Genomic DNA, 1,926 nt, shown 5'->3' with positions numbered 1-1,926 from the left:
ACGCATGCGTAACAGTAAGTTTCAACATAACTTTATATTTAAATACTTTCCTGTTTGCCCAGATTGTAATACTACTTATTTATTTAAACTAAGAGAAGAAAATATAACGAAAAAAATAACAAATTATGTAGGAGCTCAGCTTGACCACTATTATCCTAAAGATGATTATCCATATTTGGCAATATCTATATTTAACTTAGTACCTAGTTGCCCTACTTGCAACCATATAAAAGGAAGTAAAGAAGATCATTTACATCCATACACTGAGGAGATGGGAGATAATGCTAAATTCACTTTATCTATGAAATGTTTAGGAGAGTTAGAAGGAATAAAAGGTGTTGGCTTTGGAAAGGAATTGAAAGATATTAGTGAATACAAAGAGTTTATTGATGTTTTTGGTGAGTCACGAGAATTAAATTTTAATTTAAAAGAGGGATTTGATAATCGAGTAGAATTAAAAATAAAAAGTGGTCTTGGGAGGGAGTTAGAAAAAAGAATTGAAAATTCTAAAGAAATTTTTCAACTGGAAAATAAATATAGCGGAGTTCGGGAGGAAATTAGAGACCTTTACTTTAAACATAAACTTTTAAGCCAATCTCAAAGAGAAGAAACGTTGAGTCAATTTGGGGATTCTTTAGGAATAACAGAAAAAGAAATGGAAGAGGTTTATTATGGAGCTAGAAAGAAAAATCCACATAAACGTCCACTCTCTAAATTTATAAATGATATACGAGATTTTTTGGATGATAAGGATCAGGATAATTTTGAATAAAATAATGATTTTATGGGCCTTTTGGTTGATATCTTCTTTTGAAACTGTTATTATATTAAGGAGAATGGGTATAGAATACAGGTTATGAAATAAAGGATTTTTTCTTGAATTATAGAATAATATATAAATTATAATATTTTAGGAGGGATCATATGAAAATCTATATTTTATTGATGTCACTACTATTTACCGCCTGTGTTTCCAATAATCCTAGGACAAACACTTCTACAAAAACTAATAAAAGTTTAGAAGTTATTGTGAGTGAGCAAGGGGTAGAATTTAAGAAATTGCAAGAAGATAACAAAGAAATAAAGAAAGATATAGAAAATTTAAATAAAAGGATACAAAGAGTTGAGGAATTTTATGAGTTAAATTAAGGAGGATCAATGAAAAAAGTATTTATTATAGGATTTATACTCTTGAGTATAACAGCCCAAGGAGAGATGGGAATAGATATTAAACAAAATCAAATTATTTTAGATAATATTAAATTAGAAAATACCCAGCTCAAAAATGAAGCGGAAAGATTAACTCTAGTACTAGATAGATTAGAAGAAAATTTAGTTAAGGAAGAAAAATTTGAAGGTTTAGGAGTAGAGATAAGAAGAGATGAAGAAAGTTTTGCTTTAAGCATAGAAAGTGAAGATCTTAGTCAAGGAGAGTATAAGGAGATATTAGATAATTTTATAGAAACAATTAAATATGATTCTAAAGATTCTATTATTTTAAAAGGAACTAAGATAAATATAGAATTTTTAAATTCTTATTTTACTACCATGGGAATTGACCCTGTTAGAATAACCTCAGAAATCGAAGAAAAAAATGATGTAGTATCAGACAAAACAGATAGCAAGGGAGTCAAAACAAAAATAATATTGAAAAAAAAAGAGAATTAACTTCTCTTTTTTTTATTGTTGTTGTTGACATATAGGGATAAGAACATAGAATTTTTAAAAAAAAGAAAAATTAAAAGAAGAAAAATTAAAAAAGTAGGTATAGTTAAGTAGGAGTTATTAAATATAGGAGGTAGTAGTTATGAAAAAAATATTATTCGGGCTTTTAATAGTCGGAGTTCTTTCAGCTTGTTCAAGCTCAAAGGAAAAGGAAGATATCCCTACACAAGTTCAGACACTAAATGAAACGGTATCTACTCA

General features: G+C 27.9%; 3 protein-coding genes and 1 pseudogene. All 4 read left to right on the top strand.

All coding sequences use genetic code 11. The annotated features are described in order from the left end of the window. Positions 1–772: pseudogene (locus tag WBG30_RS15410) on the top strand (hypothetical protein); the annotation flags it as partial. Between the two features lie 152 nt (positions 773–924). Continuing rightward, positions 925–1,149, top strand: a complete 225-nt coding sequence (locus WBG30_RS15405; RefSeq protein WP_424505536.1) for a hypothetical protein — start codon at positions 925–927, stop codon at positions 1,147–1,149. 9 nt (positions 1,150–1,158) lie between these two features. Beyond that, positions 1,159–1,668: a hypothetical protein gene (locus WBG30_RS15400; RefSeq protein WP_424505535.1), complete on the top strand. Its 510-nt coding sequence runs from the start codon at positions 1,159–1,161 to the stop codon at positions 1,666–1,668. 139 nt (positions 1,669–1,807) lie between these two features. Beyond that, positions 1,808–1,926, top strand: a 119-nt coding sequence (locus tag WBG30_RS15395) for a lipoprotein (RefSeq protein ID WP_424505537.1), incomplete at its 3' end; no start/stop codon positions are given.

This window comes from Psychrilyobacter sp. (assembly GCF_049671765.1).
GTDB lineage: Bacteria > Fusobacteriota > Fusobacteriia > Fusobacteriales > Fusobacteriaceae > Psychrilyobacter.
This window is presented reverse-complemented; position numbering and strand designations above follow the sequence as displayed.

Excerpts from the sequence above, each read along its gene's own strand:
- WBG30_RS15405 (WP_424505536.1), top strand. The coding sequence starts at position 925 with ATGAAAATCTATATTTTATTGATGTCACTACTATTTACCGCCTGTGTT.
- WBG30_RS15400 (WP_424505535.1), top strand. The coding sequence starts at position 1,159 with ATGAAAAAAGTATTTATTATAGGATTTATACTCTTGAGTATAACAGCC.